19 protein-coding genes are annotated in these 14,444 nt (G+C 63.4%); 11 read left to right on the forward strand and 8 right to left on the reverse strand.

Translation table 11 applies throughout. The features are described from left to right. Positions 1 to 57 precede the first annotated feature (57 nt). The 7 genes from HY30_RS11610 to HY30_RS11640 all read left to right on the forward strand — a co-directional run bounded on the left by HY30_RS11610 (position 58) and on the right by HY30_RS11640 (position 5,586). The gene (locus HY30_RS11610) at positions 58 to 1,587 is read left to right on the forward strand and encodes an AarF/UbiB family protein (protein ID WP_034740376.1); all 1,530 of its coding nucleotides are present in this window, start codon (positions 58 to 60) and stop codon (positions 1,585 to 1,587) included. Between the two features lie 102 nt (positions 1,588 to 1,689). Then, positions 1,690 to 2,100, forward strand: coding sequence for a hypothetical protein (locus tag HY30_RS11615; RefSeq protein ID WP_034740379.1), 411 nt, complete (start codon positions 1,690 to 1,692; stop codon positions 2,098 to 2,100). A 102-nt stretch (positions 2,101 to 2,202) separates the two neighbouring features. Beyond that, entirely contained in the window at positions 2,203 to 3,435 is a 1,233-nt protein-coding gene (gene coaBC / locus HY30_RS11620; protein ID WP_034740381.1) for a bifunctional phosphopantothenoylcysteine decarboxylase/phosphopantothenate--cysteine ligase CoaBC, read from the forward strand. A gap of 42 nt (positions 3,436 to 3,477) precedes the next feature. After that, on the forward strand, positions 3,478 to 3,966 hold the full coding sequence (locus HY30_RS11625) for a GNAT family N-acetyltransferase (RefSeq protein WP_034740547.1): 489 nt from the start codon (positions 3,478 to 3,480) through the stop codon (positions 3,964 to 3,966). 33 nt (positions 3,967 to 3,999) lie between these two features. Further along, positions 4,000 to 4,455, forward strand: a complete 456-nt coding sequence (dut, locus tag HY30_RS11630) for a dUTP diphosphatase (protein ID WP_034740383.1) — start codon at positions 4,000 to 4,002, stop codon at positions 4,453 to 4,455. Positions 4,456 to 4,521: 66 nt separating this feature from the next. Continuing rightward, on the forward strand, positions 4,522 to 4,752 hold the full coding sequence (locus HY30_RS11635; RefSeq protein ID WP_034740385.1) for a hypothetical protein: 231 nt from the start codon (positions 4,522 to 4,524) through the stop codon (positions 4,750 to 4,752). Positions 4,753 to 4,848: 96 nt separating this feature from the next. Beyond that, positions 4,849 to 5,586: an RDD family protein gene (locus tag HY30_RS11640; RefSeq protein ID WP_034740387.1), complete on the forward strand. Its 738-nt coding sequence runs from the start codon at positions 4,849 to 4,851 to the stop codon at positions 5,584 to 5,586. A gap of 12 nt (positions 5,587 to 5,598) precedes the next feature. On the opposite strand, the gene HY30_RS11645 is transcribed toward HY30_RS11640, so the two are convergent. Continuing rightward, a complete protein-coding gene (locus HY30_RS11645) occupies positions 5,599 to 6,945 on the reverse strand; it encodes an ATP-dependent DNA helicase (protein WP_034740389.1) in 1,347 nt (448 codons plus the stop codon). A gap of 125 nt (positions 6,946 to 7,070) precedes the next feature. Between HY30_RS11645 and HY30_RS11650 the strand changes: the two genes are divergently transcribed. Continuing rightward, the gene (locus HY30_RS11650) at positions 7,071 to 7,700 is read left to right on the forward strand and encodes a hypothetical protein (protein WP_034740391.1); all 630 of its coding nucleotides are present in this window, start codon (positions 7,071 to 7,073) and stop codon (positions 7,698 to 7,700) included. Between the two features lie 6 nt (positions 7,701 to 7,706). Further along, on the forward strand, positions 7,707 to 8,018 hold the full coding sequence (locus HY30_RS11655; protein WP_034740393.1) for a winged helix-turn-helix domain-containing protein: 312 nt from the start codon (positions 7,707 to 7,709) through the stop codon (positions 8,016 to 8,018). A gap of 3 nt (positions 8,019 to 8,021) precedes the next feature. On the opposite strand, the gene HY30_RS11660 is transcribed toward HY30_RS11655, so the two are convergent. From HY30_RS11660 to HY30_RS11685, 6 genes are all read right to left on the reverse strand, one after another. Continuing rightward, positions 8,022 to 8,468, reverse strand: coding sequence for a GNAT family N-acetyltransferase (locus tag HY30_RS11660; protein ID WP_034740395.1), 447 nt, complete (start codon positions 8,466 to 8,468; stop codon positions 8,022 to 8,024). Between the two features lie 18 nt (positions 8,469 to 8,486). Further along, positions 8,487 to 9,893 carry a dihydrolipoyl dehydrogenase gene (gene lpdA / locus HY30_RS11665; RefSeq protein WP_034740397.1) on the reverse strand — a complete coding sequence of 469 codons (1,407 nt, stop codon included), beginning with the start codon at positions 9,891 to 9,893 and terminating at the stop codon, positions 8,487 to 8,489. 91 nt (positions 9,894 to 9,984) lie between these two features. Beyond that, on the reverse strand, positions 9,985 to 10,356 hold the full coding sequence (locus HY30_RS11670; RefSeq protein ID WP_034740401.1) for a hypothetical protein: 372 nt from the start codon (positions 10,354 to 10,356) through the stop codon (positions 9,985 to 9,987). 73 nt (positions 10,357 to 10,429) lie between these two features. Continuing rightward, positions 10,430 to 11,083, reverse strand: a complete 654-nt coding sequence (locus HY30_RS11675; protein ID WP_034740403.1) for a hypothetical protein — start codon at positions 11,081 to 11,083, stop codon at positions 10,430 to 10,432. Between the two features lie 79 nt (positions 11,084 to 11,162). Beyond that, entirely contained in the window at positions 11,163 to 11,639 is a 477-nt protein-coding gene (locus HY30_RS11680) for a hypothetical protein (RefSeq protein ID WP_034740405.1), read from the reverse strand. An 81-nt stretch (positions 11,640 to 11,720) separates the two neighbouring features. Next, positions 11,721 to 12,446 carry a glutathione S-transferase family protein gene (locus tag HY30_RS11685; protein ID WP_034740409.1) on the reverse strand — a complete coding sequence of 242 codons (726 nt, stop codon included), beginning with the start codon at positions 12,444 to 12,446 and terminating at the stop codon, positions 11,721 to 11,723. A gap of 92 nt (positions 12,447 to 12,538) precedes the next feature. Here HY30_RS11685 and HY30_RS11690 point away from each other — a divergent pair, with 92 nt between their 5' ends. Further along, positions 12,539 to 13,225, forward strand: coding sequence for a helix-turn-helix transcriptional regulator (locus HY30_RS11690; RefSeq protein WP_034740411.1), 687 nt, complete (start codon positions 12,539 to 12,541; stop codon positions 13,223 to 13,225). Here the strand turns inward: HY30_RS11690 and HY30_RS11695 are convergent. After that, on the reverse strand, positions 13,222 to 13,869 hold the full coding sequence (locus tag HY30_RS11695) for a methylated-DNA--[protein]-cysteine S-methyltransferase (protein WP_206741461.1): 648 nt from the start codon (positions 13,867 to 13,869) through the stop codon (positions 13,222 to 13,224). The genes HY30_RS11690 and HY30_RS11695 overlap by 4 nt on opposite strands. A gap of 52 nt (positions 13,870 to 13,921) precedes the next feature. On the opposite strand from HY30_RS11695, the gene HY30_RS11700 reads away from it, so the two are divergent. Then, positions 13,922 to 14,444 (forward strand): SDR family NAD(P)-dependent oxidoreductase (locus tag HY30_RS11700; RefSeq protein ID WP_034740551.1); only part of this gene is annotated, 523 nt, incomplete at its 3' end.

Raw genomic sequence — 14,444 nt, forward strand, 5'->3', positions numbered from 1 at the left:
CTCGCCTTCACAACGCCCCGGTCTGCGGGATGGTTCCCGCCCGGACGGAACAGCCTGATGGGCGCTGTATCTGACTATCTGCGCCTGATGCGCGCGGGCACGGCGCTCGCCCGTCATGACGTCATCCTGCCCGGCGCCTATCAGTCGCGCCTGCCACTGCCTGCGCGCGTAGCCGGGGGCATCCTGCGCATATTCAGTGGCGGTGCCCGTGGGCGCCCCGGCGAGCGCCTCGCCCGCGCCCTCGAAAAGCTCGGGCCCGCCTATATCAAGCTCGGCCAGTTCCTCGCGACGCGACCCGATGTGTTTGGCGCCGAAGTCACGATGGATCTCAGCCGCCTGAAGGACAAGCTGCCGCCGTTTGACGTGAAGCTCGCCCGCGCGGCCCTCGTTAAGGAATTCGGCGCAGAAGAAGCCAATCGACTCTTCCCGGACCTCGGCAAGCCCATCGCAGCGGCCTCCCTCGCGCAGGTTCACCGCATGGAGACGGCCAGCGGCCCGCTCGCGGTCAAGATCCTGCGCCCCGGCATCGAAGGCCAGCTATTGCGCGAACTTTCCGCCATGAAACGCGCGGCCCGCATGGTGGAAGGCGTCTCCGTCGAAAGCCGCCGCCTGAAGCCCGTCGCCTTCACCGAAACCATTTCCGCCGCCATGATGCGCGAAACAGACCTTCGCCTTGAAGCGGGCGGTGCCGACGAGATGCGCGCGCTCAGCGAAAAGAGCGGTTATTTCCAGGTCCCGCCCGTCGATTGGGACAGGACGGGCCGCCGTGTGCTCACCACGGGCTGGGTCGAGGGCATTCCGCTCACCCATCCCGATGCGCTTGCCAATCCGGCCATAGACCGCGTCGCCCTCGCCAATGACATCACGCGCGGCTTCCTCACCCATGCGATCGAGCATGGCGTCTTCCATGCAGACATGCACGAAGGCAACATCATCATCACGCCGGAAGGCAAGGTCGCGCTGGTCGATTTCGGCATCATCGGCCGCATCGGCATGACCGAACGCCGCTTCCTGGCCGAAATCCTCTGGGGCTTCCTGAAGCGCGACTACATGCGCATCGCCGAAGTCCACTTCGAGGCAGGCTATGTGCCGTCCACCCAATCGGTGGGTGACTTTGCGCAGGCCCTGCGCTCCATCGGCGAGCCCGTCCACGGCAAGCCCGCCGAGGAGGTCTCGATGGGCCGGGTCATCCTCCAGCTCTTCGATTATACCCAGACCTTCGGCATGGAGATGCGCCCGGAGCTGGTCCTGCTCCAGAAGACGATGGTGCAGGTCGAAGGCGTCGCCCGCGCCATTGATCCCGGGCACAATATCTGGACAGCGTCCGAGCCGGTCGTGGGTGGCTGGGTCCGGCGCAGTTTCGGCCCGGAAGGTGCCGCCCGCCTCATCAGCGGCAACCTCAAGGAAATCACCAACCGCCTCAAACGCCTGCCAGAGGTCATGGACAGGTTCGAAGCGTCCCTTGATGAACCCGCGAACGGTCCGCCAACGGTCCGGCGTGCCCCCTTCGCGCCCTGGTGGGGCTGGTTCGGGCTGGTCATCATTCTGGCCCTGATAGGCTATGGCAGTATCGTCGCCCTCGCCTGAGGCGCCTGCTTTCGCCGTCACACTCCCGTGCCAGGTGTAAGCCCTTAATCTGTATTAACGATTGGCCTACGCTTGCCCTGTCCGAGTCGGAAGGGGCGCGTCATGAAGGCCATCCTGTTTGCTGTTGCAGGCATCGCACTGCTCGCCCCCACAGCCACGGCCCGCGATAGCCTCATCCTGTCGGCGCCTTTCGAACAGGTGGGATACGTCCCCCAATCAGGCGCGGCCCCTGCGCGCGAACTGCAAGGCGGGCCGGGCCAATCCGGCGCGCATGTCTCCAGCCAGGCCCGGATCATCCGGGTCACGCCGCGCGAGCAAAAATCCGGCATTCGCATCTTCCGCGGCAGCGTCGTCACCGAACATGGCCGGTCACCGACCTGGAGCCTGGACACGGAATACGCCGGGAAGACCGTGATCCGGGTCAAGAAGCCCCCTCGGAATCCCTACAAGACGGTCATTGTCTACACGCCCGGATCCGTCACACGCATCCGCCCGGACCGGTTTCCTGACTGAAACCCTGCTGAATCTTTACCAGTCGCGGCGGTTTCACGGGCTTTTGTGGGGTTTCTGCAAGGATTTTGCGGTAAGACAGCGCCAGCAACCTATCTGAAGGCCATGGAACAGAAACGCATTCTCCTCGTCATCGGCGGCGGCATCGCGGCCTATAAGAGCCTCGAGCTGATCCGCGAACTTGGCCGTCGCGGCATTGCCAGCCGCTGCATCGTGACCAAGGCCGGCCAGGAATTCGTCACGCCGCTTTCCGTCTCCGCGCTCTCCGGCGACAAGGCCTATACCGAACTGTTCGATCTCGATGAAGAAGCCGAGATGGGCCATATCCAGCTCTCGCGCTCGGCCGATCTGGTCGTCGTCTGCCCCGCCACCGCAGACCTGATGGCCAAGGCCAATGCCGGCCTCGCCAATGATCTGGCCTCAACCATGCTGCTTGCCACGGACAAGCCTGTCCTGATGGTGCCCGCCATGAACGTGCGCATGTGGCAGCACGCGGCGACGATCCGCAATGTCGCCCAGCTGCGCGCTGATGGCGTCACAGTGATGGAGCCCGACGAAGGTGCCATGGCCTGCGGCGAGTTCGGTCCCGGTCGCCTGCCTGAAATTGGCGCCATCGTGGCTGAGATTGAAACCCAGCTGAATGGACAGGGGCAGGGGGCACTCTCCGGCGTCCATGCCCTCATTACCGCCGGCCCGACCCGCGAGCCGCTTGATCCGGTCCGCTACCTGTCCAATCATTCCTCGGGCCGTCAGGGCTATGCCATCGCTGCGGCACTGGCTGCGCAGGGCGCTGATGTGACGCTCGTCTCCGGCCCCGTCGCCCTCGCGCCCCCGCGCGGCGTTACGCTGGTGAAGATTGAGACCGCCCGCCAGATGCTCAAGGCCTGCGAGGACGCACTGCCTGCCGACGTGTTCATTTCCGTCGCCGCCGTTGCCGACTGGCGCCCCGCCCGCGCGGCCACCAAGAAGCTCAAGATCAAGGCGACGGATGCCGAAGCCCCGGCCATGGAACTGGCCGAAAACCCTGACATCCTCAAGACACTGTCCAACAAGCGCAAGAACCGCCCGCGCCTCGTCATCGGCTTTGCCGCCGAGACGCATGACGTCGAAGACTATGCCCGCGCCAAGCTCGCCCGGAAGGGCTGCGACTGGATCGTCGCCAATGATGTCTCCGGCGATGTCATGGGCGGCGCCGAGAATGAAGTCGTGCTGATCACGCACGACCAGTCCGAACGCTGGCCCCGCATGGGCAAGGAAGAGGTTGCCACCCGCCTCGCCCGCAAGATCGCGGCTGAACTCGGCGGCGATGATGGCGGCATCAAGCTCGCAGCCGAATAGGGCCGTCTTGACAGCTTTGCCGCCATGGCGCACCCGCCCGGCATGATCATTCGCCCTTATAAGACATCTGACCTGCCCGCCCTTTACGTTATCAACCAGGCTGGTGTGCCCGGTGTTGGCGACGAGACCGAAGCAACGCTCGGCAAGTGGCTTGGCCTCCATGATGCCCGTGTCGCCATCGACGACGACGGCACGCTGCTCGGCTTCATCAACCTCATCCCGCCGGGTGAAATGGGCTATGACAGCGCCAATTTGCGCTGGCTGGAAAAATGGGGCGACGATTTCATCTATGTCGACCGCATCGCCATTGCCGAGGCAGGCCGGGGGCAGGGCGTCGGCGCGGCCCTCTATGAAGATGCTTTCGCAGCCTATGCCGGAAAGACGCCCTGGATCACCTGCGAAGTGAACCTGCGGCCGCCCAATCCCGGGTCCCTCCGCTTCCATGCGCGCCTTGGCTTTGAAGAGATCGGCCGGCGGTCCTATGCCGATGACACGAAGGAAGTCGTCTATCTCGCCCGCCGTCTTACTTGACTCCGCCACGCGACTCGAACACGGCTGCGCCCCATGAAAAACGTCACTGTCAGCGTCTGTCCGCTCCCGCATTTCGAAGGGCTGAACCTGCCCGCCTATGAAACCGCCGGTTCGGCCGGCATGGACGTACGCGCCGCATTGCCAGAGGCTGAGCCGATGGTCCTGGCCCCCGGCGCGCGCGCCATGGTGCCGACCGGCCTCAGCGTCGCCATCCCCGAAGGCTATGAGATACAGGTGCGCCCCCGCTCCGGCCTTGCCGCCAAGCATGGCCTTACCTGTCTCAACACCCCCGGCACGATCGACAGCGATTATCGCGGCGAGATCAAGGTCATCCTGATCAATCTCGGGACCGAACCTTTCACCATCGCGCGCGGTGAACGGATCGCGCAATTGGTGTTGGCGCCGGTCACCCAACTTGGCTGGGCCGAGGTCGATACGCTGGATGAGACCCGTCGCGGCACTGGCGGATTCGGTTCGACCGGGCAATAATAGGCCTTGCATCGGGCCCAAACTTGCCCATATATCGACTATCGATAACGCTTGGAGGCGCTTAAAATGGATCCATTTCAGATGGTCGTCATCATCGTACTGATTTCGGTCGGTGCGGGCGTGCTCAAGAACTATTTCAAGATGAAACATAACCAGCAGGCAGACGCGGCGTCCGAAAAGGATGTTGCCCGCATGCAGTCCGACATCGACAGGCTGAAAGAGCGCGTCCACGTGCTCGAGAAGATCGTCACCGATAATGACCGCCAGCTGGCCGAGGAAATCCGCAAGCTCGCCTAGCCATATCCTTAACACGGGGCGAAAAATTCCCCCATTAGAGTCCACCCGAACCTAAACTCCAGCGTGTAAGGAGATAGGCAAACGGAGGACAGCCGTATGGCGACTTTTGGCAAAAAGAAAGCGGGCGCCGAACAAGCCCCACGCTTTGGCAAACGCCCGGCTGCGACATCATCGGCGGGCGTCTTCGGCACGCCCGCGCATCCCAAGGGCGATCTCAGCCCGGAGGCCCGTGCTTTTCTTGAAGCCGAGCGCAGCATGCGGGGCCAGGCGGCGCCCGCCGCCCTATCCTCCATTCCCATGCCGTCCTACGCGTCGCCCCAATCCGGCCAGCCACAGGGCAAGCCGGCCGGAAAACCCGTTTTCGGCCGCCGCATCGTTGCGCGCATCATCGACGAGCTTCTCGTCCTGATCCCCGTCGGCCTTGTTTTCCTGCCGTCGCTCAGCAGCGCCATCGGCACATTGTCCACAGCCGACGCGGGCTCGCCCGAAGAGGCGCGCGCCAATCTCGAACTGCTGAAGTTTGGCCTTGTCTGCTTCCTGGCCCAGGCACTTTATGGCTGCCTCATGGAAAGCTCCGGCATGCAGGCGACGCTCGGCAAACTGATATTCGGCGCAGTCGTCACGGATCCCAACGGGCAGAAACCGGCCCTCGGCGCGGTCATCATGCGCAACACGCTGGGCCGTTTTATCGTCAACCTTGTCCCGTTCTGTGGCGGTTATGCTGTCGGTCTTTTCCGGGCAGACCGCCGCTGCGTGCATGACCTGATCGGCAACACGATGGTGCGTGCACGGGCGCCTTATGCCGAGCCGTCCTATTCCCAGGTCTTCGCCTAAGCGCAGCGCGTTTCAGATCAGCGCGCTGTCGTCCCGGGCAAACTTCGCGAGCAGATAGGCGTCCGTGTCCTCGATCGTCTCGAGCTTGCCGAAGGCGAACGCCTCCCGGTCGAGCACGAGATCACGCGGGCGCAGTTCGCGGCTGATCTCCAGCCCTTCCAGGGTTCGCGCCCGTGAGAAGGCCACATAGGCCTGCCCATGGGCAAACATGCCGCTGTCGAAGTCGATGAACACCTTGTCCAGCGTCAGGCCCTGCGCCTTGTGGATCGTCACGGCATAGGCAAGGCGCAGCGGCATCTGCTTGAACGTGCCGACGACTTCGCGCTTCACCTTCTTGGTCTCGGGCTCCAGGTCATAGCGGTATTTCTCCCAGGCCGACGGCTCGATCTCATAGGCACGGCCGTCAATCGAGACGATGACGCCCTTGCCGGAAAAGCCTTCCACGATCGCCAGTGACCCGTTCACCCACCGCCCTTCCGGATCGTTGCGGATCAGCATGACGCGCGCGCCTTCCTTCAGCACGAGATCGGCTTCGGTGGGGAAGGCCTTCTCTTCGAACTGTCCCTGCACTTCAGCAGAGAATGTCTTCGAGCGGGTCTTCAGGCCGTCGAGCCTTGCCTGGTTGATGCGGTTGGCATTGGCATTATTCGGCGTCAGCACCACGTGCGTTTCGGACGCATCCACGGCGCTGCGCGACGACACGACGCTGCGCAGCACGGCCTCGTCCATCGGCGTCACCTTGCCCGTGCGCAGCGCGCCCAGCAGCGCCAGGAAGCGCGGATCTTCCTGCCGGAACACGTGTTTCAGCGCCAGCAGCGCAAATTCGGCATCCTTGAACGCCGGCGCATTGAAGAAATAGCTGCCGCCATAACGGTCCTGCAGGATCGGCGCTTCGCTGTTCGATACGACCGGCGGCAGCTGGTGCAGGTCGCCCGACAGGATCATCCGCACGCCGCCAAACGGGCGCTTCGACATCCGGTTCAGTTTCAGGCTGCGGTCGATGGCGTCCAGCATGTCGGCCCGCACCATCGAGATCTCGTCAATGATCACGGTCTCCACCGCCTTGATCAGCCGTGTCGAGCGCAGGCGCTTGATGTCGCCCGGCTCCACCAGGCGCGGAGGCAGCTTGAAGAAGGAATGGATGGTCTGCCCGCCGGCATTCATCGCCGCGACGCCTGTGGGCGCCAGCACGACCGCCTTGTCGCCCGCGCCAGCGAGAAACTTGCGCAGCATGGTCGTCTTGCCGGTACCGGCACGTCCGGTGAGAAACAGGTTGCCCTGGGCCCCGGCCCCGCTCGCGACCCATTTGGCGGGCGCGGCATAGAGGGTTTCAGGATCGTCGGAGCGCGTCTCGGTCATCCCCCCGCTTAACGGGCTTTTTCCGCCATGGCGAGTGGCGCGGGCGTGCAAAGCGCGAAACCGGCTTGACTTCGTAAAATGTGCAAACTACTTTGTATTTCAAAGTTTATAATGGAGCCTTCCTCATGAGCCACTCATCCCTCACCGACGATCTTTCCTATCTGCGTGACATGGCCGAAGCAGGCCAGAACGCGCCGCTGCTCGGCGGGCGCTTCCTCAGCTGGTGGGGCGGGCTGACCACGCTCGCCTATCTCGGCCATTTTGCCATTGCCGAAGGCATGTTCGGCCTGCAGCCCATCGCCTTCGCCTGGATGTGGTCGGCTTATGGCGTGCTGGGCTTTGGCGGCTTCAAGCTGTTGCAGTTCACCTTCCCGCCCAGCAAGCCGGGCGCTGCCTCCACCGGCAACCGCGTATCCTCCCTTGTCTGGATGGGCGCCGGCATGACGCTCTTTGCCTTTTTCGCCGGCGCCATCCTGCGCGCTTTTGCCGACACCAGCGCCAGCGCAGGCGATGGCTTCCTCTGGTCTGTTCCGGTCGTGCTGGCCGTCTATGGCCTGTCGCAGCTTACCTCGGGCCTCATATCGGGCAGCCGTGTGCTCACGCTTGCAGGGTGGGGGGCGATTGCCAGTGTTGCAGCGGCCGTTTTCCTGACGGGCACGAACATGGTCTGGCTGCTCGGCGCGCTGGTCGCCGGCCTCACGGTCTTCCTGCCGGGCATGCTCCTGCTTCGCGGCGAACCATCGGAGACTATATAAGCCGTCATGACCAGCGATAATCCCTTTGATCACAATGGCATCGACGATGTCATCCATGGGCGCCTCAGGCTCGGCATCATGGCCTATCTCACCTCCGTCAATCCCGCTGTCTTCGGCGAGTTGAAGGACAAGGTTGGCGCCACGGATGGCAATCTCTCCACCCACCTGCGCAAGCTGGAAGAGGCCGGCTATGTCCGCATCGAGAAGCGCTTCGTCGGCAAGCGGCCCCAGACTCGGGTCTTCCTCACTGAAGAGGGGCGCGCAGGCTGGCTGGCCTGGCTGGACCGGATGCAGGCCTTGATGCGGGCAGCCGAATAGGGCTCAGGGGCTGATCAGCCTGACTTGCTGGCCGGGGCGCAAAGGCCGCGCATCGGCCACGACCTGCCAACCCATATGCTCGTAGGCTTTGCGCGCGCCGATATTCTGCGCATCGACATCCAGCGTCAGGCTTTTGCCCGCCTCGCTCTGCGCCACATCCAGCAAGCCGCGCCCGACGCCGCAAAGACGCCAGTCCGCATGCACGAACAGATGGTCGACATAGCCGGTCGTCATGTTGAGGGTCAGGAAGCCGATGACACCGGCCGAGGGCTCCTCCGCCACCAGCACGCGGGCGTTCGCAAAGGCGTTCTGGAGCACGGGCAGGTAGCCTTGCCAGTCTCCACGCCAGGGGAAGGCGCGCAGGCAATCCCGGAAGATACGCAGGCACGCGATCCGGTCGTTCCGTGTGAACGCCCTGATGCTCCATCCGGCTCCGGCATGCGTGTACATGCCGGAAGGATAGTCCGTTTACATTTGCATCGTCCAGCCTTCGACGCCCATGGCTGCCTGACGGACGGCTTCCGACAGGGTCGGGTGGGCGTGAGAGGTGCGGGCGACGTCTTCCGAAGCCGCGCCGAATTCCATGGCGACGCAGATCTCGGCAATCATCTCGCCAACGCCAACGCCGATCATGTGGGCGCCGAGAATCTTGTCCGTGCCTTTTTCCGCAAGGATTTTCACGAAGCCGACGGTCTCGTGGTTCGTGCGTGCGCGCGAGTTGGCCATGAAGGGGAACTTGCCCTTCACATATTCGACGCCAGCAGCTTTCAGCTCTTCCTCGTTCTTGCCGACCCAGGCGATTTCCGGGTTCGTGTAAACGACGCTCGGCACGAGATTATAGTCGACATGGCCCGCCTTGCCGGCGATCAGCTCGGCAACCGCCGCGCCGTCATCCTCGGCCTTGTGCGCCAGCATGGGTCCCGGGATGCAGTCGCCAACTGCCCAAACGCCGTCTGCCACCTTGAAATGGCCGTCGACGGGCTGGATCACGCCGCGCTTGTCCGGCGTCACGCCGATGTTTTCGAGGCCGAGGCCTTCGGTATAGGCTTTGCGGCCGACCGCGAGGATTACGACATCGGCGTCCAGCGTTTCCGAATCGCCGCCCTTGGCAGGTTCCATGGTCAGTTTCAGTTTGCTCTTCAGCTTTTCAACGCCCGTCACTTTCATGCCGAGGCGGAAATCGAGGCCCTGTTTCTTGAAGACTTTCTGCGCTTCCTTGGCTACTTCAGCGTCAGCTGGCGGCAGGATACGGTCGAGATATTCGACAACCGTCACTTCCGAGCCAAGGCGGGCCCAGACAGAGCCCATCTCAAGGCCAATCACGCCAGCGCCGATCAGGATCAGGCGTTTCGGCACGGAGGTCAGCGACAGGGCGCCGGTATTGGTCACAACGCGCTCTTCGTCGACTTCGATGCCCGGCAGGCCGGTTGGCTCCGATCCCGTCGCGATCACGATATTCTTCGCGTCCAGCGTCTGTTTCTTGCCGTCGAGGCCGGTGACCTCGACCTTGCCCTTGCCGGCAATCTTTCCGAAGCCCTTGATATAGTCGACCTTGTTTTTCTTCAGCAGGAACTCGACACCCTTGGTCAGGCCGTCAACGGCCTCTTCCTTCTGGCTCATCATCTGGGCCAGATCGAGTTCAAGCTTGCCGACCTTGATGCCCATGCTGGCAAAGTCGTTCTGGGCCGACGCATACATCTGCGACGCATGGAGCAGCGCCTTGGACGGAATGCAGCCGACATTGAGGCATGTGCCGCCAAGTTTGCCGCGCGATTCGATACAAGCGGTCTTCAGACCAAGCTGTCCGGCACGGATGGCGCAATTGTAGCCGCCGGGTCCGCCGCCGATAATGACGACATCATAGGTCTCTGACATGGGATTTCTGCCTTGCTGAAAGGGCCTCTAGGGCGAGAGCCTGCAACCTAGGCATTTTGGCTCTGAAATCAATGCGGCCTCTGACGCTGGGTCAGGCTTTTCGCCGCTTGATCACACAAAGGGCAGCTGTCAGCGCGATCAGGACGAGCGAGACGATCGCCTCATCCGCCCAGAGGCGCGATGCCGTGCCTGTGGCCGCCATCATTATGGGCAGCAAGGTGAAAAGCACCGTGCCAATTGCGGCGAGCCAGGCCCCGCCGGGGCGCTGGGCAACAGCGACAAGTGCGCCAAGCAGAACCACGCAGGCTGCGACGATACGGACCAGGCTGGTTGGCGGCTGCAACAGCGCATCGCCGAGCGGGCTGCCACGGCTGGTAATCATGATCACGGCCGAGAGGCCCTGCCAGAGCAGCCATGCCGAAAGGAAAGCCAAGGCGACCCCGACCAGGATTCGAATAGTCATTGCAATGCCCTCCCAAGCTCCCGGAACAAGCTATGGCGAAGCCGCCCGGCTCGCAATCAGAAACCGGTTCACCCTAGAACAGGCGGATGGTGATCGGCCGGTTCTGCTTGGCATGCATGCGGCGGCCATGCGCTGCAAAGCTGGCACGCTGGCGGGCGATCGCCGCCGGCACGAAGGTCGGCTTGGGGGCCGCCGGGCGTTTCCGGACAATTGCCGCGGCGGGTTCCGCTTGCAGTTCCGGCGCCGGGGCGACGGCCACGGGCTGCGCAGCCGGGGCAGGGGCCGGCTCAGCCAGCGGGACGCGCACAGGCTTGCGTTTGCGCAATTCATACACCGCGCTCAGCAGCAGCAGCGCGCCAATCCCTGCGCCGGCGACAGCGCCTTCGGCCGGTGTCGGATTGTTCCACCAGCCATCCGAAAACCTGACGAGATAGACGGTCGGGAAACCGGCCGCGAGGCCCATGATATACCAGAGCACACCGCCATGGCGCCTTCCGGCGATCATCGCGGCCGAGGCATAGAAGCAGAGCGCGGCCAGCAAATAGGGGGCGCCGTAGGCGATGCCGAGCGCGCGCCAGTCGACCGCTTCAAGGCCTGCGGCCACATCGTCATGCAAGATCCAGCTGACCATCATCATGATCGAGGGCCAGCGAACGGCCGTCAGCGCGCCAAACGCGAAGGCGATGGCATAGACAGCTATCAACGAGGCGATGAGCTTGCGGAGCATCCCCCATCGCTAACACGCGCACGGTATATGCCCGCTGAACACGATGTTGCAAATTTGATCGATTTCGCCCGTCTCGCGCCTAAAGCTTGATGATCAGGGCGGGCACGGCCATGACCGCCGCCTGCAGCAGTGCGGTCATGAACAGGCCGTCGCGTGTCGAGCGAAGCTGCCAGGCCAGGAATGTCAGCGAATAGATGAAATAGGGCCAGGCAAAAATCAGCCCCGTCTGAAGCCCGGCCAGGAGCGCGAACACGAACGTGAAGCTTAGTGCCGACCAGCCGGCCGCGTGCCAATAGGTCGGTGTCGCCCGCCGCGTCATCGACAGAATGAACCAGAGCGCCAGCGTGGAGACGATCGGCCAGATAACGAGCAGGCCGAACAGTGGCGGCGCGTCCTCATCGCCTGATTGCGATGCGGGTGCGTCCCGAAACAGGATCGCCACCAGCGTGAGCATCACGACGCTGCCGACGATGACGGCCGCCAGGGCCTGCGCCAGATAGACGACGCGCGACTTGTCAGTCTGCGTCAGGAAATTCAGGTATTTCAGCGGTCCCACAAAGCCCCCCTTTGCCTGTGTGCCCCTTCAGGGAACACACAGGTCTATAAGGGAAGAGGCGCAGCCTCGCCACCAGGGGGTTCAGGCCATTTCACCAACCGGCCACAGGTTCCGGGCGAAATAGGTCGCCTTCATCCGGTCCATATAGGCAACGAGGTTCGTATGGCCGCGCACGAGGTCTGTCAGCGGCGTGTCGAAGAACTCGGTCGCGCAGCTGATGAGCACGGCCGCAACGCTGGCGTCCGCCACGGTCGGCTTGTCGCCGAACAGGTACGGCTTCCGCGCCAGTTGCACCGCGATGGCCTGCAGGTCCCATTCGGCAAGCTGCATCCGCTCGGCCTCGGTATGCCGCCCCATGCCGGTGGCATAATGCGTTCCGGCCATGCCTTCACGCAGCCCGGCCGTCATCTCTGACAATGCCGGTTCCGGCATGCCGTCAAAGAAATGGACCGGGCCCTTGTAGAAATTGTCATCCTTCAGCCAGCGCTCCATCGCCATGATCGTGACGAGGTGTCCCTCCGCCATCCGCTCCAGCGCCCAGCTCGCCGCGCGCTGCTCGTCGGTCAGGCCGGCATCCAGCGACTTGTGAAGCTTCTTCTCGAAATGCGCCCGGATGAAATTGCTGTCCTGGATCAGCACGTCGCCATCCATCACATAAGGCGCCTTGTGCTTCGACACCGCCTCAAGGTCGGCAATGGCGCGGTCAAAGCTGACGCCCAGCATCTGCAGCTGGATGTCGGCCTTCATCACATAAGGGCTGGGCGAGGGGCAATCGAACATCGGGCCCCATCCGTAAAGTGTGATCATTGTCAGTCTCCATATCAGTATTGCGATAAGGGCTTGATACGGCAGGGCTGCTGACAGCATGGTGTCAGCAGCGTGGCAGTAGGACCATAAAAATGAGACGCACCGAACGCCTTTTCCAGATCATCCAGGTCCTGCGCCGCCACCGCGCGCCGGTCACAGGGCAAGTGCTGGCCGAAGAGCTGGAAGTCTCCCTGCGCACGCTCTACCGCGACATGGCCGAACTCATCGCCCAGCGCGTACCCATCCGCGGCGAGGCGGGCACGGGCTATGTGCTGGAAGACGGCTATGACATGCCGCCATTGATGCTGACGGCCGACGAACTCGAAGCCGCCGTGCTCGGCGCGCAATGGGTCGCAGCCCGCGGCGACGCCGCCCTCGCCCGAGGCGCGCGCGACCTCATCGCCAAGCTCACCGTCGCCGTGCCGCGTGAACTGCAGCCGGTCATCGTTGATTCCGGGCTTACGCCCGTCAGCTTCAGGGAGCGCCCGAAGGACAGTTTCGATGTTGCCCTTGTGCGCCAGTCAATCCGTGGCCAGACAAAGCTCGCGCTCGACTATGCTGACGAGACCGGCAATGTCACGCGCCGCGTCGTCTGGCCCTTCCTGCTCGCCTATTGGGATGATGTCCGCCTGATCGCCGCCTGGTGCGAACTGCGTCAGGACTTCCGCCATTTCCGCACAGACCGGGTGCGCCGCGCCGAAACGCTCGGCCGCTTTCCCGAACGCATCACCACCCTTCGCCGCAAATGGGAAGCCCAGCGCCGCAGCGCGAAACCCTAATCAAACAGGCCCGGCAGCATCGGCGCCGCGCCGTCCGCATCGGATTGCTCCAGTTGCAGCATTTTGCGTTTCGTCGCCCGGCCGCCATAGGCCGAGAAGCCGCCAATCTTGCCCGATGCCGCCAGCACCCTGTGGCACGGCACCACCAGCGGCCACGGGTTCTTGCCCATCGCCGCGCCAATCGCCCGTGCCGCATGCGGGTCACCGATCTGCCGGGCCAGTGCGCCATAGCTCGTCGTCTCGCCCCAGCCCACATTGCGCAGCGCAGTATAGACCTTCGCGTTGAATGCATTCACCCGGCGCATGTCGATATCTATGTCGGTGAAGGCCACGGCCTCGCCTTCGAAATAGGCGTGCATCCGGTCTTCGCAGTCAGATACATTGTCCGGCAACCTGTCCGACCAGGCGGCGCCTGCGATACGTCCGAGGCGCAGCTCTGTCGCCGCCTCGCTCGCCTCCGGCAGCTGCACCTGGATCAGGCCCGCAGAATTCCATGCCAGGCCGCACGGTCCAATGGCCGTATCGAACAGGTGGAAATGGGCTTCTGCCCGGTCAGGATCATTGCCCTGCGTCATGCCGGTACGATCACTCCGAATGGGCCACGCATCAAGGGCATTTGCCCAAAGAATGCGATTGGCGCCCATCACTTTCGGCTGCTAGGGAGAGGGCGACCAAAAAAACCGAGAGGAAACAGGTATGGGCAGAGTTCAGGGAAAAATGGCATTCGTCACCGGCGGCGCGCAGGGCCTCGGCGAGGCCATCGGCAAGATGCTGGCCAGGGAAGGCGCCAAGGTCACGCTGACCGATGTGAACGGCGCGGGCGCCGAAAAGGTCGCCGCCGAAATCAACGCCGCCCATGGCGAGGGCACCGCCTTCGCATTCCAGCATGACGTCACCGATGAAGCGCGCTGGCAGGAAGTCCTGAACGCGGCCCATGAAGCGATGGGCGGCCTCAACATCCTCGTCAACAATGCCGGCATCGGCTCGCTCGGCTCGGTCGAGGACGAGAACTATGACATGTTCAAAAAGGTCCAGACGGTCGATGTCGACTCCATCTTCCTCGGCTGCAAGTACGCGATCCCGTTGATGCGCGCCCACGGCCTCGGCTCGATCATCAACATCTCGTCCATTGCCGGCATCATCGCCAGCGCGAACTATGTTTCCTACAACACGGCCAAGGCCGCCGTGCGCCACATCTCCAAGTCCATCGCGCTGCATT

It is taken from the genome of Hyphomonas chukchiensis, from assembly GCF_000682695.1.
GTDB lineage: Bacteria > Pseudomonadota > Alphaproteobacteria > Caulobacterales > Hyphomonadaceae > Hyphomonas > Hyphomonas chukchiensis.